The organism is Mesorhizobium sp. P3_A10 (assembly GCF_056403175.1).
Genome location: NZ_JBFUFZ010000001.1, coordinates 187234 through 212308 on the forward strand (window position 1 = coordinate 187234; position 25075 = coordinate 212308).

The 25075-nt window shown below is 63.1% G+C and carries 28 protein-coding genes and 1 other RNA gene; 15 read left to right on the forward strand and 14 right to left on the reverse strand.

Features of this window, described 5'->3' with window-relative positions; all coding sequences use genetic code 11:
* The first annotated feature begins 141 nt into the window (after nucleotides 1-141).
* Nucleotides 142-912, forward strand: a complete 771-nt coding sequence (gene cobF / locus AC1DXU_RS00925; RefSeq protein ID WP_477363156.1) for a precorrin-6A synthase (deacetylating) — start codon at nucleotides 142-144, stop codon at nucleotides 910-912.
* Nucleotides 913-939: 27 nt separating this feature from the next.
* Here cobF and AC1DXU_RS00930 read toward each other — a convergent pair whose 3' ends face one another.
* The 4 genes from AC1DXU_RS00930 to modA form a co-directional block, all read right to left on the reverse strand.
* A complete protein-coding gene (locus tag AC1DXU_RS00930; protein ID WP_477363159.1) occupies nucleotides 940-1281 on the reverse strand; it encodes a winged helix-turn-helix domain-containing protein in 342 nt (113 codons plus the stop codon).
* A 79-nt stretch (nucleotides 1282-1360) separates the two neighbouring features.
* Nucleotides 1361-2473, reverse strand: a complete 1113-nt coding sequence (modC, locus tag AC1DXU_RS00935) for a molybdenum ABC transporter ATP-binding protein (protein WP_477363162.1) — start codon at nucleotides 2471-2473, stop codon at nucleotides 1361-1363.
* Nucleotides 2470-3174 carry a molybdate ABC transporter permease subunit gene (modB, locus tag AC1DXU_RS00940; protein ID WP_477363164.1) on the reverse strand — a complete coding sequence of 235 codons (705 nt, stop codon included), beginning with the start codon at nucleotides 3172-3174 and terminating at the stop codon, nucleotides 2470-2472. Before modB ends, modC begins: the two co-directional genes overlap by 4 nt.
* Nucleotides 3175-3189: 15 nt before the next feature.
* On the reverse strand, nucleotides 3190-3987 hold the full coding sequence (gene modA, locus AC1DXU_RS00945; protein ID WP_477363167.1) for a molybdate ABC transporter substrate-binding protein: 798 nt from the start codon (nucleotides 3985-3987) through the stop codon (nucleotides 3190-3192).
* 174 nt (nucleotides 3988-4161) lie between these two features.
* Here modA and AC1DXU_RS00950 point away from each other — a divergent pair, with 174 nt between their 5' ends.
* Nucleotides 4162-4371 (forward strand): TOBE domain-containing protein, encoded by a 210-nt coding sequence (locus AC1DXU_RS00950; RefSeq protein WP_477363170.1) that lies wholly within the window; start codon nucleotides 4162-4164, stop codon nucleotides 4369-4371.
* 17 nt (nucleotides 4372-4388) lie between these two features.
* Here the strand turns inward: AC1DXU_RS00950 and AC1DXU_RS00955 are convergent, their stop codons facing one another.
* Nucleotides 4389-5183 carry a thymidylate synthase gene (locus AC1DXU_RS00955; protein ID WP_477363173.1) on the reverse strand — a complete coding sequence of 265 codons (795 nt, stop codon included), beginning with the start codon at nucleotides 5181-5183 and terminating at the stop codon, nucleotides 4389-4391.
* Between the two features lie 101 nt (nucleotides 5184-5284).
* Nucleotides 5285-5596, reverse strand: a complete 312-nt coding sequence (locus AC1DXU_RS00960) for a DUF2853 family protein (protein WP_477312074.1) — start codon at nucleotides 5594-5596, stop codon at nucleotides 5285-5287.
* A gap of 180 nt (nucleotides 5597-5776) precedes the next feature.
* Between AC1DXU_RS00960 and ssrA the strand changes: the two genes are divergently transcribed.
* Nucleotides 5777-6136, forward strand: a transfer-messenger RNA (tmRNA) gene (gene ssrA / locus AC1DXU_RS00965).
* 60 nt (nucleotides 6137-6196) lie between these two features.
* Here ssrA and AC1DXU_RS00970 read toward each other — a convergent pair.
* Nucleotides 6197-7060, reverse strand: a complete 864-nt coding sequence (locus tag AC1DXU_RS00970) for a DMT family transporter (protein ID WP_477363176.1) — start codon at nucleotides 7058-7060, stop codon at nucleotides 6197-6199.
* Nucleotides 7061-7164: 104 nt separating this feature from the next.
* Here AC1DXU_RS00970 and AC1DXU_RS00975 point away from each other — a divergent pair, with 104 nt between their 5' ends.
* Complete coding sequence (locus AC1DXU_RS00975; RefSeq protein ID WP_477363179.1) at nucleotides 7165-8580, forward strand: aminotransferase-like domain-containing protein; 1416 nt, start codon at nucleotides 7165-7167, stop codon at nucleotides 8578-8580.
* Between the two features lie 46 nt (nucleotides 8581-8626).
* On the opposite strand, the gene AC1DXU_RS00980 is transcribed toward AC1DXU_RS00975, so the two are convergent.
* Nucleotides 8627-9832, reverse strand: a complete 1206-nt coding sequence (locus tag AC1DXU_RS00980; RefSeq protein ID WP_477363182.1) for a multidrug effflux MFS transporter — start codon at nucleotides 9830-9832, stop codon at nucleotides 8627-8629.
* 211 nt (nucleotides 9833-10043) lie between these two features.
* On the opposite strand from AC1DXU_RS00980, the gene AC1DXU_RS00985 reads away from it, so the two are divergent.
* The 4 genes from AC1DXU_RS00985 to AC1DXU_RS01000 all read left to right on the forward strand — a co-directional run bounded on the left by AC1DXU_RS00985 (nucleotide 10044) and on the right by AC1DXU_RS01000 (nucleotide 11903).
* Nucleotides 10044-10730 carry a TetR/AcrR family transcriptional regulator gene (locus tag AC1DXU_RS00985; protein WP_477363185.1) on the forward strand — a complete coding sequence of 229 codons (687 nt, stop codon included), beginning with the start codon at nucleotides 10044-10046 and terminating at the stop codon, nucleotides 10728-10730.
* 120 nt (nucleotides 10731-10850) lie between these two features.
* Complete coding sequence (locus AC1DXU_RS00990; protein WP_477363188.1) at nucleotides 10851-11393, forward strand: SspB family protein; 543 nt, start codon at nucleotides 10851-10853, stop codon at nucleotides 11391-11393.
* Between the two features lie 23 nt (nucleotides 11394-11416).
* Nucleotides 11417-11608, forward strand: coding sequence for a DUF4169 family protein (locus tag AC1DXU_RS00995; RefSeq protein ID WP_477363192.1), 192 nt, complete (start codon nucleotides 11417-11419; stop codon nucleotides 11606-11608).
* A 70-nt stretch (nucleotides 11609-11678) separates the two neighbouring features.
* Nucleotides 11679-11903, forward strand: a complete 225-nt coding sequence (locus AC1DXU_RS01000) for a ribbon-helix-helix domain-containing protein (protein ID WP_477363195.1) — start codon at nucleotides 11679-11681, stop codon at nucleotides 11901-11903.
* On the opposite strand, the gene AC1DXU_RS01005 is transcribed toward AC1DXU_RS01000, so the two are convergent.
* The 4 genes from AC1DXU_RS01005 to AC1DXU_RS01020 form a co-directional block, all read right to left on the reverse strand.
* Nucleotides 11900-15847, reverse strand: a complete 3948-nt coding sequence (locus AC1DXU_RS01005) for an AsmA family protein (protein ID WP_477363197.1) — start codon at nucleotides 15845-15847, stop codon at nucleotides 11900-11902. The genes AC1DXU_RS01000 and AC1DXU_RS01005 overlap by 4 nt on opposite strands.
* A gap of 114 nt (nucleotides 15848-15961) precedes the next feature.
* Entirely contained in the window at nucleotides 15962-16462 is a 501-nt protein-coding gene (locus AC1DXU_RS01010; protein ID WP_477363200.1) for a hypothetical protein, read from the reverse strand.
* A 48-nt stretch (nucleotides 16463-16510) separates the two neighbouring features.
* Nucleotides 16511-16978, reverse strand: coding sequence for an STM3941 family protein (locus AC1DXU_RS01015; RefSeq protein ID WP_477363203.1), 468 nt, complete (start codon nucleotides 16976-16978; stop codon nucleotides 16511-16513).
* 53 nt (nucleotides 16979-17031) lie between these two features.
* Entirely contained in the window at nucleotides 17032-18441 is a 1410-nt protein-coding gene (locus AC1DXU_RS01020; protein ID WP_477363205.1) for an FAD-binding oxidoreductase, read from the reverse strand.
* 104 nt (nucleotides 18442-18545) lie between these two features.
* Here AC1DXU_RS01020 and AC1DXU_RS01025 point away from each other — a divergent pair, with 104 nt between their 5' ends.
* Nucleotides 18546-19031: a thioesterase family protein gene (locus AC1DXU_RS01025; protein ID WP_477363208.1), complete on the forward strand. Its 486-nt coding sequence runs from the start codon at nucleotides 18546-18548 to the stop codon at nucleotides 19029-19031.
* Between the two features lie 147 nt (nucleotides 19032-19178).
* A complete protein-coding gene (locus tag AC1DXU_RS01030) occupies nucleotides 19179-19376 on the forward strand; it encodes a hypothetical protein (protein WP_477312087.1) in 198 nt (65 codons plus the stop codon).
* Between the two features lie 3 nt (nucleotides 19377-19379).
* Here AC1DXU_RS01030 and AC1DXU_RS01035 read toward each other — a convergent pair whose 3' ends face one another.
* Nucleotides 19380-19859, reverse strand: a complete 480-nt coding sequence (locus AC1DXU_RS01035; protein WP_477363211.1) for an Lrp/AsnC family transcriptional regulator — start codon at nucleotides 19857-19859, stop codon at nucleotides 19380-19382.
* 89 nt (nucleotides 19860-19948) lie between these two features.
* Here AC1DXU_RS01035 and AC1DXU_RS01040 point away from each other — a divergent pair, with 89 nt between their 5' ends.
* A complete protein-coding gene (locus tag AC1DXU_RS01040) occupies nucleotides 19949-20848 on the forward strand; it encodes an EamA family transporter (protein ID WP_477363214.1) in 900 nt (299 codons plus the stop codon).
* A 10-nt stretch (nucleotides 20849-20858) separates the two neighbouring features.
* Here the strand turns inward: AC1DXU_RS01040 and AC1DXU_RS01045 are convergent, their stop codons facing one another.
* The gene (locus AC1DXU_RS01045; RefSeq protein ID WP_477363217.1) at nucleotides 20859-21749 is read right to left on the reverse strand and encodes a dienelactone hydrolase family protein; all 891 of its coding nucleotides are present in this window, start codon (nucleotides 21747-21749) and stop codon (nucleotides 20859-20861) included.
* 206 nt (nucleotides 21750-21955) lie between these two features.
* Between AC1DXU_RS01045 and AC1DXU_RS01050 the strand changes: the two genes are divergently transcribed.
* The 4 genes from AC1DXU_RS01050 (at nucleotide 21956) to AC1DXU_RS01065 (ending at nucleotide 24887) form a co-directional block, all read left to right on the forward strand.
* The gene (locus AC1DXU_RS01050) at nucleotides 21956-23329 is read left to right on the forward strand and encodes a cytochrome P450 (protein ID WP_477363220.1); all 1374 of its coding nucleotides are present in this window, start codon (nucleotides 21956-21958) and stop codon (nucleotides 23327-23329) included.
* Between the two features lie 9 nt (nucleotides 23330-23338).
* Entirely contained in the window at nucleotides 23339-24133 is a 795-nt protein-coding gene (locus AC1DXU_RS01055) for a class I SAM-dependent methyltransferase (protein WP_477363223.1), read from the forward strand.
* Between the two features lie 137 nt (nucleotides 24134-24270).
* Nucleotides 24271-24432: a hypothetical protein gene (locus AC1DXU_RS01060; RefSeq protein WP_477363226.1), complete on the forward strand. Its 162-nt coding sequence runs from the start codon at nucleotides 24271-24273 to the stop codon at nucleotides 24430-24432.
* A gap of 23 nt (nucleotides 24433-24455) precedes the next feature.
* Nucleotides 24456-24887, forward strand: a complete 432-nt coding sequence (locus tag AC1DXU_RS01065) for a hypothetical protein (protein ID WP_477363228.1) — start codon at nucleotides 24456-24458, stop codon at nucleotides 24885-24887.
* The last annotated feature ends 188 nt before the right edge of the window (nucleotides 24888-25075 follow it).

Below are 25075 nucleotides of genomic sequence, written 5' to 3' on the forward strand. Positions count from 1 at the left end.
GAAGCCCCCTCGGCAAAAATGCCGTGGCGACACTAGCCGTTTCAATGTGGCGTTTCAAAGCCCTTCAGCATGCTCGCGAAGGCTTGCGCACATCTCATGGCTGTCTGGACACTGACGTTGCGATCGGGCAGGAGTTCGCCCATGCGCAAGCTTCTCGTCATCGGCATCGGCGCCGGCAATCCCGACCACATGACGGTCCAGGCCATCGACGGCCTGAACCGGGCGGACGTCCTGTTTATCCCCGACAAAGGCGCGAAAAAGAACGACCTCGCCGAATTGCGGCGCCATATCTGCGACCGTTTCGTCACCAACCCGAACTCGCGCCGGGTCGAGTTCGACGTGCCGGTGCGCGCCGAGCCGGCGCCGTCCTACCGCTCGACCGTTGACGACTGGCACGAGGCGATCGCCGAAATTTACGAAGGCCTGATCCGCGACGAGCTTGCCGAACACGGTTGCGGCGCTTTCCTGATCTGGGGTGATCCCTCGCTCTACGACAGCGCGCTGCGCATTCTCGAGCGGGTGCGCCTGAGGGGCAATGTAGCGTTCGAGTTGGAAGTCATTCCCGGCATCACCGCTGTCCAGGCCCTGGCCGCCGGCCATAAAATGGCACTGAACCGCATCGGCGATTCCATCCTGGTCACCACCGGCCGTCGCCTGACCGAAGAAGGCATGCCGCAGAATGCCGGCAGCACCGTCGTCATGCTCGACGGCAAATGCGCCTTCAACACGCTGGCCGACAAGGACCTCATCATCCACTGGGGCGCCTATCTCGGCACACCGGACGAAATCCTCATCTCCGGCCGCCTCGGCGATGTCGGCGCCGAGATCGAGCGAACCCGCGAAGAAGCCCGCCGAAAGAACGGCTGGATCATGGACACCTACCTGCTGCGCAAGCCAGGTGAAGACGACTAGGCCCTACTGCCCTACTGCCCTACTGCCTCAAGCCGCATCAATCTCCGCCTGCAGTGCCTCCATATGCGTCGCCGCCGCGGACGTCGCCGCCCGCTCGATAGCGCGGAAGCGGCTGACCACGGCAAGCCCGACAGACGTTAGTTGGGCGCCGCCGCCCTTGCGGCCGCCGGTTTGTGCTGCGACCAGCGGCTTGCCGAACACCCGGTTCATGTCCTCGACCAGGTCCCAGGCGTGCTTGTAGGACATCTCCATGCCGCGCGCCGCGGCCGAGATCGAGCCGAAGGCCGCGATCTGCTCGAGAAGCTCGACCTTGCCGGGTCCGATGCGCCCGTCGGGATCGAGGTTTATGCGCAAGCTCAGCGACGGCATGTCTTGTCCTCCGCGGTCAGATTAGCCCTTCGGCAGTTCTAGCGCTATTCCAAACCGACATAGCGCTATTGTCCTTTGGTCACCCGTCGGCCTCGACGGGCAGGCCGGCGCCGGTATTCGCCCGGTCAAAACTCACCGTCTTGACCACCGCGAAGACTTTTCCACCGAGCCGCAATTTCAGCGCCTGCCGAGACTGCTCGGTGATGCGGGCAAGCACGATGGCGCCATTGCAGTCGATGCCGATTTCGACCGCGGGCCCCTCGCCCGGCTTTATCGCAATGATGGTGCCCGGCAAAATGTTGAGTGCGCTGAGCCCCACCGGCTGCTCGGTGGCGATCATCACATCGCGGGCGCGGATACGGACGCGCACCGGCGCACCGGCCGCCATTGCCAGCCGCGGCACGCGGATCTCGCCCGCTGCCGAGCCAAGCACAGTCATGCCGAACGCCTCGTCGTGGCGCAGCACGCTGGTGTCCAGCACGGCACCACCCTCGCCGCGCTCCTCAGCCGGCAGCAGATCGAGCCGCTGCATGATCGCCCCGGTCGGGCCGGAAGCCACGACCTGGCCGTGCGCCAGCACCACCACGTCGCTCGCCAGCCGCGCCACCTCGGCAACGGAATGGCTGACATAGACGATCGGGATTTTCGTCTCGTCGCGCAGCCGCTCGATATAGGGCAGGATCTCGGCCCTGCGGGCTTCGTCGAGCGACGCCAGCGGTTCGTCCATCAAAAGCAGTTTTGGACTGGCCAGCAGCGCCCGGCCGATCGCCACGCGCTGTTTCTCGCCGCCGGAAAGCTTTGCCGGCCGCCGGTCGAGCAGATGACGGATCCCAAGCAGGTCGACCACCGCATTGATGTCCGCATAGCGTTCCGCCGTCGGCGTGAACCAGCGGCCGTAGCGCAGATTACCGGCGACGCTCAGATGCGGGAACAGCCGCGCGTCCTGGAACACCATGCCGATCCGGCGCTTGTGCTTGGGCACGAACAGGCCGGCATCCGTATCGACCAGCACGCGGCCATCGACAGCGATACGGCCCTTGTCCGGCCGGATCAGCCCGGCGATCAGGTTGATCAGCGTCGTCTTGCCGGAGCCCGAGGGCCCGAACAGCGCGATCAGCCGCCCGGCGCTCTCGAAGCGGGCGTCGATGCCGAAATCGCCGAGGCGATGGCTGATGTCGACGAGAACGCTCATTCGATGTCCATCCGCCGGCCAACGCGCCGCGCCAGCACTTCCGAAGCGACCAGTGCCGCCATCGAGATGACGATCGAGATCAACGTCAGCCGCAGCGCGCCGGCGTCACCGCCCGGCACCTGCGTAAAAGTGTAGATCGCCGACGGCAGCGTCTGCGTCTCGTTGGGAATATTGGAAACGAAGGTAATCGTTGCACCAAACTCGCCCATCGCCTTGGCAAACGACAGGATGGCGCCGGCGATCAGGCCAGGCAGGATCAGCGGCAGCGTGATGGTGGCAAATACCCACAAAGGATTGGCGCCAAGTGTCCCGGCCGCCGCCTCCAGCTTGCGATCCACCGCCTCGATCGACAGCCGGATCGCCCGCACCATCAGCGGAAAGCCCATGATGCCGCAGGCGAGTGCGGCGCCCGTCCAGCGAAATGAAAAGACAATGCCGAAATGTTCGGCCAAGAACGCACCTGCTGGTCCACGCTTGCCGAAGGTCAGCAGCAGCAAATAACCGGTCACTACCGGCGGCAGGATCAGCGGCAGGTGCACCAGCCCGTTGAGCAAGGTCTTGCCCCAGAATTGGCCGCGGGCCAGCACCAGCGCGATCAATATGCCCGGCGGCAGGCTGGCCAGCATCGCCACCGTCGCCACCTTGATCGACAGCCGGACCGCATTCCATTCGTCGGGAGTGAGGTCCAGCAGCCAGTTCATGCGTCAGGCGTTGCCTTAGTTGCTCGGCGCCAGGATCGTGAAGCCCTGTGCCTTGAACAGTTCGGCCGCCTTGGCGGACTCAAGACACTTCAGGAATGCCGGCGTATCCTTGTCCTTGGAATCGGCCGTCTGGGCAACCGGATAGATGATCGGCGGATGCGAATCCTCGGGGAAGGTGCCGACCACCTTCACGCCTTTGTCGGCATGCGCGTCGGTGGCGTAGACGATGCCGAGCGCGGCTTCGCCGGTCGAGACCAGTTTGAGTGCCGCGCGCACATTCTCGGCCTGCGCCACCTTGCCCTCGACCGAGGACCAGACGCCAAGCGATTCAAGCGCGGCCTTGCCGTATTTGCCGGCCGGCACCGCCTTGAAATCGCCCATGGCAAGCTTGCCGTCACCAATCAGCTTGGCGAGGTCGAAACCTTTCTCGATCTTGGTTTCGGCCTTCGAATCCTTCGGCGCCACCAGCACGATCTGGTTGCCGAGCAGCTTCACCTCGGTGTCAGGCTTGGTCAGCTTCTTGTCTGAGAGGTATTTCATCCAGTCGAGATCGGCCGAGATGAAGACATCGGCCGGCGCGCCGCCCTCGATCTGCTTGGCCAGCGCCGAGCTTGCCGCATAGGAAATGGTCGCCGCTTCGCCGACATCGGCCTCGCAGGCCTTGTTGACGGCGTCGAGGCCGTCCTTGAGGCTCGCCGCGGCAAAAACGACGACCTTGTCTTCGGCATGCGCCGCCGGCACGGCAGCCGCCAGCATGGCCGCAAAACCACCGATCGCAATCGCCCTCGATCCGAAACCTTTGCGCGTCAGCATGAAACTCTCCCTGGGTTTGAAATCCGATCGGCTCGCAGCCTGCCGACCGATATATCCGGATGAACATAACAAGGGAAGGCTTTTGCTCCACGTCGCCATTGTATTTTCAAGCTGTCGCGGCCTGCGATGATTTCGATCGGATACAGCGAAATAAAGATCGAAGGAGACGTCCCCATGAAAATCAGCGCCCGCAACATCCTTAAGGGAACGATCGTCGAGATCGCCAAGGGAGCGACCACCTCGCATGTCAGGATCGACATTGGCGGCGGCGCCGTCGTCACCGCCTCAATCACCAACGAGGCCGTCGCCGATCTGAAGCTCGAAAAGGGCAAGCAGGCCTATGCCGTGATCAAGGCGTCGGACGTCATGGTCGGCATTGACTGATCGGAGCCTGCTGCGGCCTAAACCGCGATCGGCGCCTTGATCGTCGCGTCGGCGAGGTAATTCTCGAGCCGGAAATCCTCGAAGCGGAAAGCAAAAAGATCCTTCACGTCGGGATTGATCCATAGCGTCGGCAGCGCCTTGGGCGTGCGCCGCAACTGTTCGCGCGCCTGTTCGAAATGGTTCGAGTAGAGATGCGCGTCGCCGAGCGTATGGATGAAATCACCCGGCTTCAGCCCGGTCACTTGCGCCACCATCAGCGTCAGCAGCGCGTAGGAAGCGATGTTGAACGGCACGCCGAGAAAGATGTCGGCGGAACGCTGGTAAAGCTGGCAGGAGAGCTTGCCCTCCGAGACATAGAACTGGAACAGGCAGTGGCAGGGCGGCAGCGCCATCGCTTCCACCTCGGCCGGGTTCCAGGCCGAAACGATCAGCCTGCGCGAATTAGGGTTTTTGCGTATCTCCTTGAGAAGGTTCGCAATCTGGTCGATCCCGCCGCCATGGCCATCCGGCCAGGAGCGCCACTGTTTGCCATAGACAGGACCAAGGTCGCCGTTCTCGTCGGCCCATTCGTCCCAGATGGAAACGCCGTGGTCGGTCAGGTATTTGATGTTGGTGTCGCCGGCCAGGAACCACAAAAGCTCATGCACGATCGACTTCAGGTGCAGCTTCTTGGTGGTGGTGACCGGAAAGCCGCGCGCCAGGTCGAAGCGCATCTGGTAGCCGAACACGCCACGTGTGCCGGTGCCGGTGCGGTCGCCGCGATCGGCGCCGTTTTCCAGCACATGCTTCAACAGGTCGAGATATTGGCGCATCGGTTTCGCCTCGATTCGGGGTTGCCGGTGATCATAGCCGAATCCGGCAACAGAAGCAGGCGCGAAATTCGCGCCGGCGTCTGCATCTTATAGGGTGTTCGTCAGAGGGAGCCGAGCTTGCCCAGGTCCTTGGCGACCAGATAGTAGAAGGTCACCCGGCTCTTGGTGTTGTCGGCCGCCATCGCCTTGCAGACCTTTTCGATCGAGGCATCGGCCTTGCTGCCGTCGGTGATGCCGAGCTTCTTGGAAACCCAACCCGCCTTGACGCGATCGAGTTCCTTGGGATCGGTGCAGGACACCAGCGAGGAATCGCGGTTCCTGAGCGCGATGCCCAGGTGCTTGACGATCTTGGCGACCGCGTCGGCGCTTGCCGCGGCGTCGTATTTCTTCACGTCTGCGAGATAGTCGGCCATCAGATTTCCCCACGTCGGCGCCACGGATCCGATCGATGAGGGCTGTGGCGCGCTGCCGCAACTTGTGCGCTAGGTCGTCAACTCCTCACCACCGCAAAGCTTCGGTTGAGACCGTTTGCAAGTCAACCCTTCGTGTCGCCGTTTGGGGCACAGTTTGACGCGGGCACAAAGCATCAATGCGGCCTTTCATTTTTTGCGATGCACCCCTATATTCGTTTTGTCGGCTTGACCGACTATGGCGATAAATGGGCGATGAAATAAGCCGTTCGGACCCGGGGGCGGTACCCGGCGCCTCCACCAAGAACCGCTCTGTCATTTAGGGCGGCTGTTGATGGGGGCGAAATAGGATCGACGAAGGTGTAAAGATCGTACTTTTGCCCGGCATGGTACCACCGTCATCGGGCTAAACCTGTAGTTGCAAATGACAACTATGCGGAAGCACGTCTCGCCGCGTAAGCGGTGCGATAGCTTCAATTCAAGCCCTAGAGGTTCGCACTTCTAGGCGGGGTTCGGAGGTACCTGGCAACAGAAACCTCCACTTCTCCCCCCTCTCCTCACGTGTTTTCGCTGCGGCCCGAAGCCATTTCGGAGCGGCATGCATCATTTGGCGAAGCGTTTGGCGCCGGCGACACAGAGGACCACCGCGGCAGTGACGGCGACCATGGCCCAACTCACGGCTTCATGCAGTAAGGTCCCAGCGAGCGTCAGTCCGAAAAACGGCTGCAGCAGCTGCAATTGCCCGACGGCGGCAATGCCGCCCTGGGCAAGCCCCCTGTACCAGAAGATAAAGCCGATCAGCATGCTGAACAGGGAGACGTAGGCAAGACCGATCCAGGCCGCCTGCCCCGTTCCCGCGAACGAATTTGGCATGATGAAGATGGCCAGCGTTGCCATGATCGGCAACGAGATAACCAGCGCCCAGGAAATCACCTGCCAGCCGCCGAGCGTCCGCGACAGCTTTGCGCCTTCGGCATAGCCAAGACCACAAACGACGACGGCCGCGAGCATCAGCATGTCGCCGACCGGCGACACAGAAGAACTCTGCGTTAGTGCAAATCCGGCAACAAGGCTGCTGCCGAGGCATGAGAACAGCCAGAAGGCCGGACGCGGCCGCTCGCCGCCGCGTATCAACCCGAAAATCGCCGTCGCCAGTGGCAGCAGGCCGATGAAGACAATAGAATGCGCCGAGGTGACATGCTTGAGCGCCAGCGCCGTCAGCAGAGGAAAACCGACGACGACGCCAAGCGCGACGACGATCAGTGAAACGACATCGCCTGCTCCCGGCCACTTCTCGCGGAAAGCCAGCAACAGACAGAGTGCCAGCACGCCGGCGATGCCCGCGCGGGCAGCGGTGAGGAACACCGGGTCGAAGGCGGCCACCGCCACCCGTGTCGCCGGCAACGATCCGCTGAAGATCAGCACCCCGAGAAAGCCGTTGATCCAGCCGCTGGTCGCCTTGTCCATCACACCTGTCCTGTTCGTCGCCAGTATCGGTTGCGTCGAGCCGATTTCTAAGAGACAGTGCATGACAGTTTTAGCAAACTGTAATGGCTGCAGGAGCAGTACGGATGGACACCAGGCTGGATAGTCCGAACGATGCCGGCACGCTTGTCGAGCGCGTCATGGCAGCGATTCGGCAACGCATCGTCGGACGAACGCTGGCACCGGGCGCAAAGCTGCCATCCATCCGTGGCTTTGCCAAAGTCATGGACGTTTCGAAGTCGACCGTGGTCGAAGCCTATGACCGGCTCGTCGCCGAAGGCGTCGTCCAGTCGCGGCGCGGTTCGGGTTTCTATGTCGCCGGCCACCTGCCGCCGCTGGCTCTCGCCGAAATCGGTCCGCGCCTGGATCGCGCGGTGGATCCGTTCTGGGTGTCGCGGCAATCGCTGGAAGCCGGCGGCGACACAATGAAGCCGGGCTGCGGATGGCTGCCCGCCGCATGGATGCCGCAAGCCGATTTGCGCCGGTCGCTGCGCGGCCTTGCCCGTGCCGATGCGACTGCTTTGACCGACTACGGCACGCCGCTTGGCCTTCTGCCGCTGCGCCAGCTTCTATCGCGGCGCATGGCGGAGCGCGGCATCGAGGCAGCACCCGACCAGATCATGCTGACTGAATCCGGCACGCAGGCGATTGACCTGCTGTGCCGGTTCCTGCTCGAGCCGGGCGACACCGTGCTTGTCGACGACCCCTGCTATTTCAATTTTCTTGCCTTGCTGCGCGCCCATCGCGCCAAGGTCGTCAGCGTTCCCTACACGCCTTCCGGCCCCGACATGGAGCTGTTCGGCCAAGCGCTGAGCGAGCATCGGCCGCGCCTCTACATCACCAATTCGGCGATCCACAATCCGACCGGGGCGACGCTCTCGCCTGTCACCGCGCACCGGCTGCTGAAGCTCGCCGAGCAATCGGGGCTGACCATTATCGAGGACGATATTTTCGCCGACTTCGAGCATGAGCCGGCGCCGCGTCTGGCCGCGTTTGACGGGCTCGACCGGGTCATCCACATCGGCAGTTTTTCCAAGACGCTGTCGGCGGCGACGCGGTGCGGCTTCATCGCCGCGCGGCGCGACTGGACCGACGGGCTGATCGACCTGAAAATCGCCACCTCATTCGGCGGCGGCCCGATTGCCGCCGAGCTTGTCCTTGGCATTCTCCGGGATGGAACCTACCGCAAACATATCAACGGCCTGCGCGATCGCCTGTCCCGCGCCATGGCGGAAACGGGCGCGCGGTTGAAGGCCATGGGCATCAAGCCATGGATCGAGCCCAGGAGCGGCATGTTCCTGTGGTGCACGCTGCCCGAGGGTCTGGACGCCGCCGATATTGCGCGGCGGGCATTGGCTGAAAACATTGTGCTGGCGCCGGGAAACGCCTTCAGCTTGGCGCAATCCGCCACCGGGTTTCTGCGCTTCAACGTTGCGCAATCATCGGATCCGCGCATCTTCTCGGTGCTTGAAAGGGCGATGCAAGGTGAAATGCGCGCATGAAAAAGGCCGGGACTGACCCGGCCTTTTTCGATCTCGGTGGTGTTGCTTATTCTGCCGGCGCTTCAACGGCGTCGCGCGAACGGCCAAGCGTCACTTTCGCCAGCGTGAACGAGATAACCGCGCAAAGCGTGATGCCGGCCACCATCGGCAGCGGTGTGCCGTCGAAGAACACACCGGCGACACCCATGGCGACCGCACCGATGGCGAAGTGCAGCGTGCCCATCAGCGCCGACGCCGTGCCGGCGATCTCGCCATGCTCTTCCATGGCCAGCACCGACGTGGTCGGGATGACGAGGCCGAGGAAGCCGTAGCCGACAAACAGCAGCGCCGCCATCACGTCGAGCCGGTCGACGCCGGTTGCCATCACCGCAAACAGCACCACCATCGTCGTCGCATAGCCGGTCACCGCGACCCGCACCACGCGCCGCAGCCCAAAGCGCTCGGCCAGCAATCCGGTCAGCTGCGACATGCCGATGAAGGCAACGGCGTTGATCGAGAAGAACACGCTGTAGACCGAAGGCGACAGCCCATAATGGTCGATCAGGATGAAGGACGAGCTCGAGAGGTAGACGAAGAAGCTGGCAATGCCGAAGCCGGCGATCGCCACCAGGCCCAGGAAGTTGCGGTCGCCCATCAGCAAACGGTAACCGGCAAGCGCGGTGCCGAAGGACGAACCGACGCGTTCTTCCACCGGCCGTGTCTCCTTGAGAGAGGTCGCGAGCAGAATGGTGGCGAGCAGCGCCGCACCGGTCACCGTCCAGAACACGGCGCGCCAGCCGAAATTCTCGATGATCTGGCTGCCGGTCAGCGGCGCCAGGATCGGCGACACTGAAAACACCAGCATCAGCAAGGACATCAGCTTGGCGGCCTCAGTGCCGGTATGAAGGTCGCGCACGATGGCGCGCGGCACCGCCATGCCGGCGCTGGCGCCAAGGCCCTGCAGGAAGCGGAAGGCGATCAGCCACTCGATGGTCGGCGCCATTGCCGAGCCGATGCCACCGATCATGAACAGCACGAGGCCGCCATAGAGCGGCAGCTTGCGGCCGACCATGTCGGAGATCGGCCCGACGACAATCTGGCCAAAGCCCATGGACAGAAAAAAGATCAACAGGCTCATCTGCACGGCCGCGGTGCCGGCGTGCAGATCCTCGCCGATCGAGGGCAGCGCAGGCAGATACATGTCGATGGCGAAGGGGCCGATGGCGGACAACAAACCGAGCACGACCGCGATGCGGAGGAATTTGGGACTCATGATAATGGCTTCTTTCAAATTCTGGTTGCCACCGCAGAGCGGCGTCCAACCTTAGGACGTTCCATCCCGTGAAATTCCGACTCCAGAGCGAATAGATTCGTCTCTCCAAGAGCGACTTCTGTTCGTCTCTCCGGAGCGAAATCTCTTTGTGTTATGTCCACAAATTTAGACAGTCTTGTCTAATTCGTCAATCACCTCTATATAGATTTTGATGAAGCTGCACGTCACTCCTGACATTTTCCCGCCACGCGGCCATGAGGCCAAGCGCACATCGATTGTTGATGCTGCAGCCTCGGTGTTTTGCCGGGAAGGCTTTGCCGGTGCCAATATTGACCTGATCGCGGTCGAGGCCGGTGTCTCGCGCCAGACCGTCTACAATCATCATGGCGACAAGGAGAGGCTGTTCGTTGCCGTCGTGCGCGATCTCACCGAGCGCTGCAATGCCGGCATTTTCGCCACCTTCGCCAGCTTCCCCGACCAGCCCAGGGATCTCGAGGCCGACCTGATCGGCTTTGCGGTGCGCATGAACCGAAATTGCATCTGCAACCGCGATGGAAAATTCCTGCGCAAGCTGATCCAGACCGAAGGCGAGCGCTATCCCGAGCTTTTTGCCGAGTGGCGCGACCAGGGGCCAGGCAGGACATGGCCCGCACTTGCCGCCCGTTTCGCCCGCCTCGCCCATGCCGGGCACCTGACGATCGACGATCCCGATGTCGCGGCGCGCCAGTTCCTGGCGCTGGCCAACGCCGAACTGCAGACAACCTTCATGCTCGGCGGCTCGCCTGGCGATGATGAGGTTCTGCAGTCCGCAACCAACGGCGTGCGCACGTTCCTGCGCGCTTTCGGCAAGCGGCAGGCGGTCCGCGCCGACAAACACAGCGCCCTTGCCGGCGCCTGAGCGATCAAACTCGCAGGCATCATCCCCTCGCATCTGCGAAGTCGAGCGCTATATCCGGTTTACGCCGCCCTCAAGCTTGATTACAGCTATGCGGACGATTCAACGGAACCCGACCGCCACATGGCCGACGACCACATCCGCTACGACATTCTGGCCCAGGAGGCGTTGCGCGGCGTCATGCGCAAGGTCCTGGCCGAGGTCGCGCGCACCGGCCTGCCAGGCAACCATCATTTCTTCATCACCTTCCTCACCGGGGCACCGGGCGTACGCGTGTCTTCGCGCCTGCGCGAGCGCTATCCCGAACAGATGACCATCGTCATCCAGTTCCAGTACTGGGACCTGAAAGTGACCGATACAGGCTTCGAAGTGGGCCTGTCCTTCTCCGACGTGCCGGAAAAGCTGGAAATCCCGTTCTCGGCCGTGCGCGGCTTTTACGACCCGTCCGTCAACTTCGAACTCGAATTCGACGTCAAGACGGACACGCCCGCGGAGGACGAACCAACGGCCAAGCCTGCTCCAGAGCCGCTCGCCATCGTCACCGAGAAAAAGCCGGAGACGAAGAAGAAGGCTGCCGCCGAGGCCGAAAAGAAGGCTGCCGTGGCCGACGCCGCCGCCGGCAAGGGCGCCGATGTCGTCTCGCTCGACGCCTTCCGCAAGAAGTGACCTGACGGGTCGTCGCGAAAGAGATGGCCGACATCGTCAATCTTCGCCAGGCGCGCAAGCAGAAGACGCGGATTGAGAAGGACCGTCTGGCCAGCCAGAACCGGGCACTGCACGGCCGCACCAAGGCCGAGCGCGAGCGTGACCGCCTGAGCGCCGACAAGGCCGAAAAGTTCGTCGCCGGCCATCGTCGCGACAAGTCCGCCGACCCGGACTAGGCATCGAGCCGAAAAGTGTTCAGCGGTTTTCGGAAAAATCCGATGCTTGAACAAAGAGACAGGAGCGAATGTGAGCCCGGTCGAAAAACGTTCGGTCACCATTCGCGGCCACCGCACCAGCTATTCGCTTGAAAAGCCGTTTTACGACGACCTCGTCATCATCGCGGCTGCGCGAAAACTGACATTGGCGGCGCTGGTCGCTGAAATCGACGAAACCCGTCCACGCGACGCCAACCTGTCCTCGGCGCTCAGGCTCTATGTGCTGGACTGGGCAAAGCGCGGGATGGGAGCCTAGCCGCCACCCAGCGACTTCAGCAGATTGTCGACCGAGAACGGGTTGGCCTTCGGCTTCGGCGGGGCCGGCGGTGGATTGTCGTTGACGCCGGGGAGCGACCGGTCGACCTTTGGCGCCTGCTCCGCAGCCTTGCGTTCAGCTTCGAGCTTGGCCTTTTCCTGCGACGCAATGCGCATCGCATCTTCCGCCTTCTTGCGCTCCTGCTCTTCAGCCTTCGCTGCTTCCTCGGCAGCCTGCTGCTCGGCCTGAGCCTTTGCATCGGCATCCGCCTTGGCCTTTGCGTCTGCTTCCGCCTGGGCTTTCGCCTCGGCCGCAGCCTTTGCTTCGGCGTCGGCCTTGGCCTTTGCGTCGGCCTCGGCCTGAGCCTTGGCTTCGGCTTCCGCTTTCGCCCTGGCGTCCGCTTCAGCCTGCAACCGCGCCGCCTCCTCCTGCTTGCGCAATTCCTCGGCCGCTCTGTCGCGCTCGGTTTGCAGCGCCGCGTAATAACGCACCTCGCGCCGCAGCCGCTGCTTTTCAAGCAGTGCCGCCTGCATCGCCTCGACCCGCTGCTGTTCCTTCTCCAGCGCACGCTGGGTCAGGAACTGCGCCAGCGGTTCGCTGTCGAACTGACGTTTCGCCGCGCCGAGTGGTCCGTCTACGCTGAAATTCATCGTCGGTTCGGAGCCGACCAGCGCCTCGTCGCCGGGCCTGTAGGCGATCGATCCCTTTGCTGCGACGGTGCCGGCATTCAGGTCCGCTGTGACGTCGGCGGACAAGGTCGCCTGCGGATTTTCGAGTTTGACCGGCGGTGCCCTGAGCATGCCGCCGGCAATCGCGAAGGCAACATCCGTGTCCTGCGCCGGAAAGCTGCCATCCCCTGCAATCTGCGGCGCAAAATCCGCGGTCCTGGCGGCATCGATATCCCGTCCGATCGCATCGGCCTTGGCAATGAAGGCGCCGAAGGCATCAGGATTGACGCCGGCAATGATCAGGCCTTTCAGCACTGCCGTGCCGGAGCCGGACAACGCCGCCACCATGCCATCGACCGATTTGCCGCTGGTCGAAAGCGACGTGGAGAAATCACCGCTTCCCGTCATTCCGGCGTCCGGCAGCACGGTGGCCAGATCTGCGCTCGACAGTTTCATCTGACCGGTGAAAAGCCCGGTGCCGTCAGTGTTCTTCAATTCGAACAGCCCAGTCAGCGCACCACCCAGGAGCTTGGCCTTGAGGTCCGAAACGCGAATGCCTTCCTGGTCCAGCTTCAGCGTAAAGGCCGCGTCGTAGGCTGAGGCGAACGAGCCGGCGGCAAGGGCCGCCGTGGTCAGGTCGAGGTCGGCGGTGAACGGCAGGCTGGACTTCTGGCTGAAAGGCGCCGTCGGCCAGGCCCCGCCTTCACCAAGGAAAGCCTGGTCGCCGAATAGCGTCACCGCCATCGGGTCGAGGTCCAGTTCGTCGAGCGTCAGCGCGCCGGCAAGATGCGGCAGCCCGTCCTTCACATCGATGTTGAGGTCACCGGCAACCGCCGCTTCGTTGATGGCGCCGCTGAGCCCGCTGAGCACCAGCAGGCCATTGCCGAAATCGGCATCGGCCGTAAGCGACGTCGACATGCCTGCCCCCATGCCCGGCAGCCCGACGCCGGCCGTCATCAGCCATGGCTCGATGTCGGTGGCCTCGAGGCTGACCTTGCCCTTGGCGGTGGCCCCTTGCGGCGTGTCGGCGACAGTCCCGTCGAAGCCGGCCTTGAAGTCGTCGGCGGCAAGACTGACGCTCGTCGCCAGGCCGCCGCCAAGCGTGCCTTTGGCCGAGACATCCGTGGTTGCCTGACCGAGCATGCCAAGCGGCAGCGCCGGAAAACCATAGAGCGCCATCAGTACCGTGGCGTCAGGGTTTTTGGCATTGAAGGTCAGTGCCAGCGGCGCATCGAGAAGCCGATCGGGCGCCCCCTTGCCGGACAGCGACGCCGAAAAAGCCGAGCCACCGGCCTTGCCTTGCCCGCTGACCGCGAGCCCCGTGGTGCCGTCACCATTGTCGGCGGCACTTGCCACCAGATCGATGCGCGCGTCCTGGAACAGGTCGGGGTACGCCGCCGAGCGCGCCGAGAGCCCCTTTAGCATGGCGTTGTCGGGATAGTGCTGCGCGGCCACATCGATCAACGGCTTGAGGTCGACAGCGACCACGGAGGCATCGAGCTTGCCCGTCGGGCTCTCCGGAAAATCCTTGATCCGGCCGGTGGCGCTGATCGAAGCGCCAGCCAGCCCGCCGAGCGAAAGCCGGTCGATTTCGAGCAGACCGTCACGCAGTCTCAACGCCGTATCGACTGTATCGGCGGTCAACCCGCCGGCACTGACCGGCCCCGCCTTGATCTGGAAATCGAGATCGCGGTCGGAAAAACGGTTGGCGCCCTTGTCGCTGACGAAGATCGAGGCAAAGGCCGCCAGACCATCGACGTCGAGTTCGCCGCCTTGCAGCCGCATCAGCACCGACGGCTTGGCATCGTCGGGCTGGCTGGAATCGATGCGGCCGGAAAATTTCGCCTTGCCGAGGATGAGTTCGAGATCGCTGAAGGCCTGGCGCTTCTCTGAGAGATCGACCTTGGCCTTGAAGCCGGCGGCGGGCAGCAGGCGGATCGCCTCGTCGACATCCTTCGACAGCCAGGCGGCAAAGCCGGAAGGTTGCGCCACGGCCAGCAGCAGCGAGCCGGTGAAGTTGAAGTTTTCCTCGACGCTGAGCATGCCATTGGCTTCCAGCGTGGCGCGGCCGGGCAGCGTCGCGGCGAGCGACTTCACCGACCAGCCGCCATCGGTCGGTTCGGCGGAAAGATGCACGTCGCGAACCGTCGTGTCGCCGGCCACCACCGCCGGCAGCTTGACCTCGACGGTGCCGGGTATGCTCGGCTTCGGCAAATCGAGCAGCGCCTGCTCAAGTGCTGCGACGCGCTTGGACAGCGTCAGCCCGGCGCCGGCCGCGGCCCCCACTGCTTCGTCGAACTGCACCTGCGCGCCATTGGCCTCGATCGAAAAGCGCGGCTTCAGCCCAAGGTCGACGCTTGCCTTGCCGTCGGCGGTATAGGGATTGTCGAGCGGCCCGGTCTCGAAGCGGAATTCATCGACACCGAGTTTCTGGTGGTCGAGCGAAAACTTGCCGTTCAACCGGAAGCCAGGATCTGGCTTGCCGGCGCTGACCTTGACCGTTTCGCCATCGGTGCCGCGCAGCGCAGCCGAATTCTTGTCGGCGCCTGAAATCTTGAACTGGCCCGAATAGACCGCGGCCCCCTTGACGATACCGGCATTACCGTCGCTCTCGATGATCACTGGATAGGCATCCGGATCGGCCTTGAGCCGGAGCCGCATCTGCCCGGTGCCGTCGGCCTTGCCGGTGGAAGCGGTGATCGCGGTGCGCAACCCGTCGAGCCGCAGTGATCCATCCATCCGCCATGGCCCGGCCAGCGACTTGGCCGAGATCGTCGAATTGATCTCGGAAATGAGATGGCTGCGCCCGCCGGCGGCATGGCTCAACGCAATCTCTCCTTCCGTCACCGTCAGCTTCTCGATCGAGATCTGGTTGAGGTCGAAGGGCGAGGACGGCCGCATCGCCCAGTCGACGGTGCCGTCGGCGGCGATGTCGATGGTCGCCTTCGGCCGCACCAGCCGCATGTCGAAGATCAGCACCTCGCCGCGCAGGAAGGGCGCCAGTTCCGCATCCATCGAAAACGTCTCGACGGTCATTGCCGGCTGGCCGCCCGGACCGCCGGCGACGGTGACGTTCGAAAACGTCACCGAGGGAAACGGCAACAGCCGCGCCGTCGCGTCACCCTCGACGGTGACCTTGCGGCCCAGGACGGCGCTCGCCTCGCGTTCGAACTCTGCGCGGTAGCCGGTCCAGTCGATAAAATACGGCACCACCAGCGCCGCACACAGCACCAGCACCAAAAGACCACCGAAGATCACGAACAGGCGTGCGAGCATCAGCTCCAGTTGGGTTGGTTGAAAACCAGCCGCACTCTACCCGCATCAGCGTGTCGATAAAGAGGCAATTTCCTCAGCAAACACATTGCGGTTGGCCTGAGGCGGTGCGCCCGATCACCGACGTCCGATCGTCTCTATCAACGCCGTTAGAACAGCTCCCTCATGGAGGTTCGCCGAAAAGCCCTCGGCGATGAATTCCAGCGTCGAATCGTGGAACGTCAAGATGAAGTGCCGATAGCCGGAAAACAGCTCCGGTGTATGAGATGAGTGAACCCGATTTGCCTTTTCCAGGGACCCGATCCAGGAAGAATTGAGGACTTCGAACGCGGAATACGGCCGCAGTCCCAGCCCATACAAGCGGTGCCCGTGAATGGCTTCGTCGTTTGGCAGGCCGAATTGAAATACCAGATAAGGATCCGCCGTCAGGATGGCGATCGACTGACCGCGTGTCGCGGACGAAATCGAGCGCGGATTCGTGCCGTCGAATGACGGATCCGCGCTGTGGGCAATATAGGCAATGAGCAGCCTGCCCTCATCGGCAAAGACATGCGGCAAAGGCGCGCCGGCGGACGACAGCGGCACGTCGATCGGTATCAGAGCCTCCGATGCCGGCATCTATTGGCCCTCCCTCGGCAACGACGCAGCTTCTCGCGCTCTGCAGAATTATCCCGCTATGGCCCTTTGGCGATATTCGTTCAGCAGCATTACCATCTCCTCGGGCGACAATGTCCAGCCCTTGGGCAATGCGGCTTCGGCCCCCAGGCTTTTGGTGACGCTGCGCATGACGGAGCTTTTCTTGACCCCCGGTGCAAAATTGTAGCCGATCATATCGCCGATTCTGCGCCGACGATGGACGACGAAGAAGCCTTCGATATCCTTCCAGGGGACTACCTTGGGCGATCGAACAAGACCGCCGCCGAGACTGAAACCTTGTCCGTTCAGCACCAGAATCTGCGGGCGCACAAGCTGCCACGCAAATACCAACGCGCCCAGCCCGAAAAAGGCCATACACAACCAAAGGCCGGCAGTGTCGCCGTCCTTGGAGACATAAATCAGGAAAGCGCAGGCCAGGACAAAGAAAAGGCTGGCCGACAGCAACAACAGTGTCTTGCCGCGCGATGCGCTTATCACCAGGGGCTCCATAGTCTCGGTCCCGTATCGCATTGCCGCTCCTCACATTTCGGCTATGCAGGTAGTATCTTGCCCGGGTTCATGATGTCTTGCGGGTCGAGCGCTTTTTTTATGGAACGCATGATATCGACGCCATGGCCGAGTTCATGGCGCAGGAAGCCGATCTTGCCCTGGCCGATGCCGTGTTCGCCGGTGCAGGTGCCGTCCATGGCGATCGCCCGCATGTTCAGCCGCGCGACGAATTTTTCCGCCAGCGCGATCTCTTGTGGGTTCTCGACGTCCATCAGCACCAGCACGTGGAAATTGCCGTCGCCGGCATGGCCAACGATCGGCGCGATCAGCCCCATTTCGGCAATGTCGGCCTCGGTCTCGGTGACGCATTCGGCAAAGCGCGAGATCGGCACGCAGACATCGGTCGACAGGCCCTTGGCGCCGGGCCGCAGCGTCAGCGACGACCAGTAGGCGTCATGCCTGGCCTTCCACAGTTTCGTCCGCTCCTCGGCGACACTGGTCCACAGGAACGGTCCGCCGCCATTTTCTTCCGCAATCATGCCGAAGGTTTCCGCCTGCTCGGCAACGCCGGCATCGCTGCCGTGGAATTCGACGAATAGGCACGGGCTCTCGGGATAATCGAGCTTCGAATAATTCTTCATCGCCCGCATCTGCAGCGCATTGACCAGCTCGATGCGCGCCACCGGAATGCCCATCTGGATCGTTGCGATGACAGCATTGCAGGCAGCCTCGACGCTCGGAAACGGGCAGACACCGCCGGAGATCGCCTGCGGAATGCCTTGCAGCTTCAAGGTCAGCGAGGTGATGATGCCGAGCGTGCCTTCCGAGCCGACCAACAGCCGGGTCAGATCATAACCGGCCGAGCTCTTTTTCGCCCGCTTGCCGGTGGTCACCGTCTCGCCGTCGGCCATCACGGCCGTCAGCGACAAAACGTTTTCGCGCATGGTGCCGTAGCGCACCGCATTGGTGCCCGATGCGCGCGTCGCCGCCATACCGCCGAGCGAGGCATTGGCGCCTGGATCGATCGGGAAGAACAGGCCGGTGTCGCGCAGATGCCGGTTCAAATCCTCACGCGTCACGCCAGGCTCGACCGTGCAATCGAGATCCCCAGGATTGACCGCGAGGATGCGGTTCATCCGCGACGTATCGACCGAGATGCCGCCGCCGGGCGCGTTGGTGTGACCCTCCAGCGAGGAGCCGACGCCAAAGGCGATCACCGGCACGCGATGCGCGGCGCAGGCGCGCACGATCTCCTGCACCTCTTCAGTCGTCTCCGGAAAGGCGACGCCATCCGGCGCCTGCGTCGGGATATAGGTGGTGGTGTGCGCATGCTGGGCGCGGATTGCCTGGCCGGTCTGGAAGCGCTCGCCAAGCTGCTGCTTGAGGATGCCAAGCACGGCCGCGATGCCTTCTTCGTTGCGCTCGACCGGATTGAGGTCGCTCAGAGCCATGAATTCCTCCGCGAATGGACCAGCGTCCACGCTTGTTATGCATCTATGGATGCGTAGTCTCACCAGCCACGCTCTGTCCAGCAAAGACGAAAAGGAAGCCTTCCATGCCCATCCCCGCCCCCTTCGTCTCAAAGCCCATGGACATCGAGAAGGACTGGATCGACTACAACGGCCATCTCAACATGGCCTACTACAACGTGCTGTTCGATCGCTGCTCCGACGAAGCCTTCGAGGCGATGGGCATGGGGCTGGATTATGTGAAGCAGCGGCGGCTGACCATCTACACAGCCGAAGTCCACGTCTGCTACGTCCAGGAACTGCACCTCGACCACAAGGTCGTCGTCTCCTTCCAGCTCATCGACCATGATGAGAAGCGGCTGCGGGCCTATCAGGAAATCCGCCATGTCGATGGCTGGCTTGCCGCCACCTCCGAAACGCTGTCGCTGCATGTCGACATGTCCGGCCCCAAGGTAGCGCCCTTTCCCGCCGATGTGCTGGCCAAGGTCGAGGCCTCGCGCGCCGCCCATGCCGTGCTGCCAATGCCGGAGCGCGCCGGCCGCTCGATCGGTATTCGCCGCAAGACATCTTGAACCCGGAGCCGACCGCCGTTAACCTTACTGGGGTTTTAACGTGAACAAGCGAATTGAGGCGTTGAACGACTCAGCGCGGCGGTAGAAACCGTTCGCATCGGGGTTGCGATGCGGGCGGCAGGGCGGAAGCCGGTTCGAGGGAAGTGCATGAAAACCGACATCAAGGTCGAGGTCGACAGGCTGGCCGCCGATCCGCGCATCACCGACTATGATTTCTGGCGCTCGTTGAAGAACGTCAACAACGAGATCTTTCACATCGCCAACAGCAACGAGCCGATACCCTTCGACATGATCCGCTGGCGCGCCATCCTGAAACAGGCGCGCATGAAGCGCGGCCGCGCCTGAGAATCAGCGCCCGCTAAGCACGGCTTCCAGCGGCGAACGCGCCACCACCGGTGACGACTGGATGATCGCCGTGTTGGTCATCGCGTAAGGGATGATGCGGTCGATCACCCGCTCGAGTTCGCCTACCGAGCCGACATGCGCCAGCGCGATGAAACAATCCTCGCCGGTCACCCGGTCGCATTGCGCGATTTCCGGGAGGTCGCGGATGATCTCCGCCACGACAGCCAGGTGCCCCGGCACCGGCCTGATCCGCAGCCATGCCGACAGCTTCATGCCAAGCGCAGCCGGATTGATCCGCACCGTATAGGCCTCGATGACGCCGCTCTCCTGCAACCGCTTGATGCGCTCGGCCACGCTCGGCGCCGACAGGCCGACCGCGCGTGCCAGTTCCGCGGTGCTGGTGCGCGCATCCTTTTCCAGCAGGCGCAGAATCCTGAGATCCGCTGCATCCAGATCCGGAATTTCATTTCGAAGGCGTTTCACGGAAAAATCCTTGTATCCAGATAGAAGACGACCGCATTGGCCAACCATCGCCCATATAAATCATGGAAATCGCCTGCGATACTGATCGCATGGATGATCAAGCGCAAGCACCCGTCGCCAACCCCGCCCGCTCTGTCTATGCAAACCTGGCAAGCTCGCTGCCACCGCATGTCTGGTTCGGCGTCAGCGCCGTATTCCACTATCTCGGGCCGGCTTTCGCCGTGCTACTGTTTCCGCATGTCGGCGTGCTTGGCATGGCATGGCTGCGTATCGCCACCGCCGCCCTCGTCTTCGCGCCCCTGACGCGGCCCTGGACGGTCTTTGCCTGCGCTGACCGGCGGACGCGGTTGCTGCTTCTGGCCTTCGGCGCTTGCCTGGCGGTGATGAACTGCTCGTTCTATCTCGCACTCGACCGCTTGCCGATCTCGCTGGTCGCGGCGATCGAATTCGTCGGCACCATCGGTGTCGCGCTGATCGGCCTTAGGAGCCCGCGCAATCTCGCCGCCCTTGCGGTCGCCGTTGCCGGCACCTTGCTGCTCATCGACGTCAAATGGGCAAGCGACCCGATCGGCCTGTCCTGGGCTTTTCTCAACGGCGCTCTGTTCATAGGCTACATCGTGCTTGGCCACCGCGTCGCCCGTGCCGGCGCCGGCGACGGCATTGCCGGCCTCGGTGCGGCCATGGCGGTCGCCTTTCTCGTCGTGCTGCCGGTCGGTTTCACCGATGCGCTGCCGGCGTTTGTCTCACCACCGCTGCTGCTTGCCGCCATCGGCGTCGGCATCTGCTCGTCGGTCATTCCCTATATCTGCGACCAGCTCGCAATGTCGCGCCTGCCGCGTTCCAGCTTCGCGCTGATGCTGTCGCTGCTGCCGGTTACCGCAACGCTGATCGGCATCGTCGTGCTCGCCCAGATTCCGAGCCTCAGCGACTGTATCGGCATCGCGCTGGTGGTCGCCGGCGTCGCCTTCCACAAGCCGGCGCCCGGTTGATGCGGATCGACTAGGCCAGTTTCTCCTTTAGGAACGCGATCGTCCGCCCCCAGGCGAGATCCGCAGCCTTCTTGTCGTAGCGCGCGGCCGATGTATCGTTGTTGAAGGCATGGTTGGCGCCGTCGTAGACATAGACGGCGTATTCGACATGCGCCGCATCGAGCGCCTTCTTGTAGGCGTCGATGCCGGCATCGATGCGCTCGTCCAGGCCGGCATAGTGCAGCAGCAGCGCCGCCTTGATTTTCGGCACCTCCTCGGCCTTCGGCTGCATGCCGTAATAAGCGACACCGGCGGCGAGATCGGGCGCGTTGACGGCCAGCGTGTTGACCGTGCCGCCGCCCCAGCAGAAGCCGACGGCGCCAACCTTGCCATTGCCGTCCTTGTCGGCCTTGAGGAAAGCGACTGTTGCGACGGCATTGGCCGCTGTCTGTGCCGGGTCCAGTTTGGCGAACAGGTCGCGCGCCTTGTCCTCGTCGCCTGGCGTGCCGCCGAGCGGCGACAGGAAATCCGGCGCCAGCGCCACGAACCCTTCCAGCGCCACGCGTCGCGCCACGTCGCGAATATGCGGGTTGAGCCCCCTGTTTTCATGCACGACGATGACCGTGCCGAGCTTGCCGGTCTGCGCCACCGGCTTGACCAGATAGCCCTTCATCTCACTACTGCCGCCGGGATAGGTGATGTCTTCGCCCTTCACGCGCGGATCGTCGTCGGCGACGATCGCCGCCTGCGCGGAATTGGCGGCAAGCAACGGCGCAATCGCGGCGGCCGCGGCACCCGATCCGGCCAGCCTTGTCAGCTGTTCCATGAAGCGGCGGCGGTCGAGCGTCATATGCGTGTATTCGTCATAGGCATCGATCATCGCCTGGGTAATGGCAGGCTTGGTGCTGGCGGTTTCCGTCATGATGCGCTCCTCGAGTTCGGACATGCCTGCCGCGCAAGATAGGGGCGAGGTCCGCATGGTCCAGTCACGGGTGAGTGAGACGCCACGTGCAAGACCGGCGCGTTGCCCTTTTTGCCGATCAAGCCTATGGACCGATGAAGGGATGTCCGTAAGGTGACGTCTTCGAGGAACAGGCGAATTTGCGCCGAGATGGGCGTCGGGGTGGCATGCTTGCACGCAAGGTGGGTAAATGGCGCACGCTCGGGCTGATGGCCCGTTTCGCGGCTGAACCGCTGACCGCAGCGCGTGACGCACACCGGGTTCTCGGCCCTTTCATTCGCGCCGAATACCCCCATTCGACGACGGCAAAGCCCAGGCGTGTCTTCATGATCGCCGATGCCGGGCTCTATCGGACCATGCTGTCCGACACAGAGACCTGGCGCAACGTGCAGATCAGTGCGACCAGCAAGCGATCGGGCGCCTCGAACCGGCTGTCCTACGGCATGACGCGGCTGCGCGGCGAGCGCCATGAGCACTACCGGAAGTTGTTCGCACCGCCGTTGAAGCGCCCCGCGGTCATGGCGATGAGCCCTGAAATGGCGAGGATCGCCGCGGAGCAGGTTGCAACCTGGCCCGTCGGTACGCCCTTCGAATTGACCGAAGCCGCCAAGACGATGGCCAAGCACCTGGCAATCGGCCTTCTCTTTGGCGACGACCACGCACGCGCCATGCCGATCGCCGAAATGATCGCGCGTGCCATGCAGGCAAGCTGGATCCTTCCCACCCCGGCCTACTTCCGCTGGTTGCGGGAGGCCGAGGGCCAGGAACGCGCCATCCTGTCATGGGCCGAGGAAAAGCGCGGCAACAAGGATGCGCAGGACATCCTCTCGATCCTGGTCAACAACACCGATGAAAAGGGCAATCCGCCTGCTGTCGAATTGATCGGCGGCATCGTCAGCTTCGTCTTCGGCGCCGCCTATGACACCTGCCAGAACGCGCTCGCCTGGACGCTGATCCTGCTGACCCAGCATCCCGACGCGATGGCGGAGCTGGTCGCCGAAATCGACGCCGCCACCGGCGGCCAGCCCGCGACCATGGACAGGATCGGCACGCTGCCAGTGCTCGACGCCACGATCCGGGAGGCGATGCGGCTGTTTCCACCGGTGCCGCTGCAAATGCGCAAGGCGACACGCCCGACGACTTTGGGTGATGAGCGGATTGCCAAGGGCGAACTTGTGCTGATCAGCGCCATGACCATCAATCGTGATCCCGAACTCTACCCCAACCCCGACAGTTTTCAGCCCGGACGCTGGGCGACGATCAAGCCGTCGCCGTTTCAATACACTGTGTTCGGGGCCGGCGGCCACATGTGCCCGGGCGTCACCTTCGGCATGCAGATGATGAAGATCGCGCTCGCGACCATCCTGTCGACGCGCACCGTGGAACTGGCGCCGAAGGCGCGGATCGCCTATCGAACCCGTGTAACGCTGGCGCCGATCGGCAACGTCGAGGTCATCATGCGCCAGCGCGGCCAATCCGTTCACCCGGGACGGGCCATCGGCCGCTTTCTCGAACTCGTCGACCTTCCCGCATTGACATAAGGACTGCCGATGACCGCGCAGCAGAAAATGGTCCGCATCTACGATCGGGTCATGAAAAGCAGCAAGCAGCGCCGCTACTATGGCGGCAGCGGCTTCTACAATTTCGGCTATTGGGCGAAGGACGCCACATCGCAGCGCGAGGCCAGCGAAGCCCTTGTCGACACATTGCTGGCGCGCCTGCCGAACAAGACCGGCAGCATACTGGACGTCGCCTGCGGGCTCGGCGCGTCGACGAAGCGCTTGCTGCTCTCCTACCCGCCGGAGACCGTCACCGCCATCAACATCTCCGACGCCCAGGTCGCAACGGCGCGCCAGAACGCGCCGGGTGCAACAGTGCTTCAAATGGATGCGGTCAAGCTCGCCTTTGCCGATGCAAGTTTTGACGCGGTGATCTGCGTGGAAGCAGCTTTCCATTTCGACACGCGCGCGGCATTCCTCGCGGAGGCGTTTCGCGTTCTCAAGCCTGGTGGCGGGCTGGTTCTCTCCGACATTCTGTTTCGCGGCTTCACATCGTCGATCTCGGATCGGCTGGGCGTTCCGAAAGCCAATCTCGTGCCCGACATTGCGGCCTATCGGACGTTCTTCGCCGCTGCCGGCTTTCAGGACGTCAAGGTGGAAGACGCAACCGACGATTGCCTCGGCGGCTTCCGCCGCAGCCTCGTTGCCTGGCCGGCATCGGAACGAAGAAAAGGCGCCATGAGCCTGAAGTCCAGCCTTGGCACGGCCGCCGTCTGCCGGCTGATTTCGGGGTATTTCGGTGCGGTCAGCAAGGCCTATTTGCTGGTGTCGGCAAAAAAGCCCTGACACGAGGGCCTTAATCACATTTTGGTCATATCCGGCAAATCTTGATGCAGCTGCCACAATATAGAGGGAAGCTGCCGGTGGCGGTCTCGTCCCTGCCCTGCAGTTGTGCTTATTCTGACCAAGAAGGAACAACGCCCATGACCTTCCCCACTCCGATCCTCGCCGGTGCGTTCATGCTTGCCGGCGCCGCCTTGCTGGCATTGCGGTCCGCCGCTTTGACTGCCACGAAGCGATCGATGGTCAAGGTCCGCAGCAACCGGCCCAGGCCCGCAGGCCGCCGCTCGAAAACCAACGGTTGAAATCCAAGGCCGAGGTGAAGACCATGAACGTCCAGGACATCGTGAACACCGTCTCCCAGAAGGCCGGCCTTGACCAGGCGACGACGGAGAAGGTCGTCGGCACCATTTTTTCGGTGCTCGAGCATGAGGCGGAAGGCACCAGCGCCTCCTCGTTCTTCGCCAAGATTCCTGGAGCCGGCGCCCTCGCCCAGAAATACGACGTCATGGCTGCTGGCGGCACCAGCGGCGGCGGCTTTCTGTCGTCGCTGCAAGGTGCGCTCGGCGGTGTGCTTGGCGAAAAGGCCGGCGCGCTGATCAACGGCGTTGCCGCGCTCAAGGCATCCGGCCTCGACATGACGCAGATCCAGAAGGCCGGCACGACCCTGATTCAGCAGGCGGAAGCCGCCGCCGGTCCCGACTTGACCAACAAGGTGCTCAGCTCGGTGCCCAGCCTGAAGAGCCATCTCGGGCTCTGATCCCGCCTTCTCTCCCTAAAATCCAGCGCACCGCGCCGGCGATTTGGTCGGCCGCGGATTGTCAGTGTCAAGGTTCAGCGGCCGGTGAAAGACCGGCGGATCGCCTTGAAGCAGGCGGTCTGCTGCCGTCAATAATATCGATATTATACGCCATATGAGGAGATTCTACACTTTCCGGAAACCATGGC

Excerpts from the sequence above, each read along its gene's own strand:
- cobF (WP_477363156.1), top strand. The coding sequence starts at position 142 with ATGCGCAAGCTTCTCGTCATCGGCATCGGCGCCGGCAATCCCGACCAC.
- AC1DXU_RS00930 (WP_477363159.1), bottom strand. The coding sequence starts at position 1,281 with ATGCCGTCGCTGAGCTTGCGCATAAACCTCGATCCCGACGGGCGCATC.
- modC (WP_477363162.1), bottom strand. The coding sequence starts at position 2,473 with ATGAGCGTTCTCGTCGACATCAGCCATCGCCTCGGCGATTTCGGCATC.
- modB (WP_477363164.1), bottom strand. The coding sequence starts at position 3,174 with ATGAACTGGCTGCTGGACCTCACTCCCGACGAATGGAATGCGGTCCGG.
- modA (WP_477363167.1), bottom strand. The coding sequence starts at position 3,987 with ATGCTGACGCGCAAAGGTTTCGGATCGAGGGCGATTGCGATCGGTGGT.
- AC1DXU_RS00950 (WP_477363170.1), top strand. The coding sequence starts at position 4,162 with ATGAAAATCAGCGCCCGCAACATCCTTAAGGGAACGATCGTCGAGATC.
- AC1DXU_RS00955 (WP_477363173.1), bottom strand. The coding sequence starts at position 5,183 with ATGCGCCAATATCTCGACCTGTTGAAGCATGTGCTGGAAAACGGCGCC.
- AC1DXU_RS00960 (WP_477312074.1), bottom strand. The coding sequence starts at position 5,596 with ATGGCCGACTATCTCGCAGACGTGAAGAAATACGACGCCGCGGCAAGC.
- AC1DXU_RS00970 (WP_477363176.1), bottom strand. The coding sequence starts at position 7,060 with ATGGACAAGGCGACCAGCGGCTGGATCAACGGCTTTCTCGGGGTGCTG.
- AC1DXU_RS00975 (WP_477363179.1), top strand. The coding sequence starts at position 7,165 with ATGGACACCAGGCTGGATAGTCCGAACGATGCCGGCACGCTTGTCGAG.
- AC1DXU_RS00980 (WP_477363182.1), bottom strand. The coding sequence starts at position 9,832 with ATGAGTCCCAAATTCCTCCGCATCGCGGTCGTGCTCGGTTTGTTGTCC.
- AC1DXU_RS00985 (WP_477363185.1), top strand. The coding sequence starts at position 10,044 with ATGAAGCTGCACGTCACTCCTGACATTTTCCCGCCACGCGGCCATGAG.
- AC1DXU_RS00990 (WP_477363188.1), top strand. The coding sequence starts at position 10,851 with ATGGCCGACGACCACATCCGCTACGACATTCTGGCCCAGGAGGCGTTG.
- AC1DXU_RS00995 (WP_477363192.1), top strand. The coding sequence starts at position 11,417 with ATGGCCGACATCGTCAATCTTCGCCAGGCGCGCAAGCAGAAGACGCGG.
- AC1DXU_RS01005 (WP_477363197.1), bottom strand. The coding sequence starts at position 15,847 with ATGCTCGCACGCCTGTTCGTGATCTTCGGTGGTCTTTTGGTGCTGGTG.
- AC1DXU_RS01010 (WP_477363200.1), bottom strand. The coding sequence starts at position 16,462 with ATGCCGGCATCGGAGGCTCTGATACCGATCGACGTGCCGCTGTCGTCC.
- AC1DXU_RS01020 (WP_477363205.1), bottom strand. The coding sequence starts at position 18,441 with ATGGCTCTGAGCGACCTCAATCCGGTCGAGCGCAACGAAGAAGGCATC.
- AC1DXU_RS01025 (WP_477363208.1), top strand. The coding sequence starts at position 18,546 with ATGCCCATCCCCGCCCCCTTCGTCTCAAAGCCCATGGACATCGAGAAG.
- AC1DXU_RS01030 (WP_477312087.1), top strand. The coding sequence starts at position 19,179 with ATGAAAACCGACATCAAGGTCGAGGTCGACAGGCTGGCCGCCGATCCG.
- AC1DXU_RS01040 (WP_477363214.1), top strand. The coding sequence starts at position 19,949 with ATGGATGATCAAGCGCAAGCACCCGTCGCCAACCCCGCCCGCTCTGTC.
- AC1DXU_RS01045 (WP_477363217.1), bottom strand. The coding sequence starts at position 21,749 with ATGACGGAAACCGCCAGCACCAAGCCTGCCATTACCCAGGCGATGATC.
- AC1DXU_RS01050 (WP_477363220.1), top strand. The coding sequence starts at position 21,956 with ATGCTTGCACGCAAGGTGGGTAAATGGCGCACGCTCGGGCTGATGGCC.
- AC1DXU_RS01055 (WP_477363223.1), top strand. The coding sequence starts at position 23,339 with ATGACCGCGCAGCAGAAAATGGTCCGCATCTACGATCGGGTCATGAAA.
- AC1DXU_RS01060 (WP_477363226.1), top strand. The coding sequence starts at position 24,271 with ATGACCTTCCCCACTCCGATCCTCGCCGGTGCGTTCATGCTTGCCGGC.
- AC1DXU_RS01065 (WP_477363228.1), top strand. The coding sequence starts at position 24,456 with ATGAACGTCCAGGACATCGTGAACACCGTCTCCCAGAAGGCCGGCCTT.